This is a genomic window from Marinomonas transparens (assembly GCF_016463975.1).
In the GTDB taxonomy this organism is placed as follows: Bacteria; Pseudomonadota; Gammaproteobacteria; order Pseudomonadales; family Marinomonadaceae; genus Marinomonas; species Marinomonas transparens.
Window position 1 is genome coordinate 1 of sequence record NZ_JAEMNX010000053.1, and the last position, 777, is coordinate 777.

General features: G+C 36.6%; 1 protein-coding gene. It reads left to right on the plus strand.

Going from position 1 to position 777, the window contains the following annotated elements; all coding sequences use genetic code 11:
- Nucleotides 1–204: 204 nt before the first annotated feature.
- A complete protein-coding gene (locus I8J31_RS20550) occupies nt 205–693 on the plus strand; it encodes a hypothetical protein (RefSeq protein ID WP_199470455.1) in 489 nt (162 codons plus the stop codon).
- The last annotated feature ends 84 nt before the right edge of the window (nt 694–777 follow it).

The following is a 777-nucleotide window of genomic DNA, read 5'->3' on the forward strand; positions in this document are numbered from 1 at the left end:
GCGCATTCAATATCCCCCAAAGGTGTTTTTCTACCTGTTTGGCTCATACTTGCTGCTATACTGGTTTTCTTGAAAACTTTAAGCTGGGTGTCTAAACCATAAAGGCCGTAGAAAGAGACGTCAACTTTGCTCTGCCCCTATTTCTTATAGATAATGACATACCCTCTTGAAAGGAATTAAGAAAATATAAAAAAGGCTAAAATTATGAGACTAAGACATAGGGAAAGACATAGAGAAGTCATAAAACACGAAATGTATAATCTATGGAGGTATAAAACCAACCCAAGACCTGAATTATATGCATCACTAATACTACTTGGCACTTATGGTTTCGATTTTTCATTCACTTCACATAAAGGCGTTGCTTTAGTGGGCTATGTAATGATCATGCTTTCAGTAATCGGTCTTATAGTTCAAAAACGAGGTATAAAAAAATTGCAAAAACAAGGTTATGCCTTGGAATGGCTAAACGTTGTTGACCAAATAGTCGTATTTGCGTTAATCGTTTTATCATACGTATTAAATGACTTTGAACCAAAACATACATGGTCTCTTCTATTAGTGATAGTGGGGTATAGTTACGCAGGCTATAAAGTTTCACGTAACGGTCGTCCCTATTGGCGTTTATATTTTTTCCGCTCTGCTCGCTCATATTTCAGAGAGCTCAAAACTTATGCTCAACTATCCAAGTAACTAGATGAATATTTAACGTGCCCCCCACCTATCAAAGCCAGTCATATCAAGTGATTGGCTTTTCATTATCTATTTCTTACCAAC

Bases quoted from the DNA above. Each gene is read 5' to 3' on its own strand.
- I8J31_RS20550 (WP_199470455.1), top strand. From the start codon at position 205: ATGAGACTAAGACATAGGGAAAGACATAGAGAAGTCATAAAACACGAA.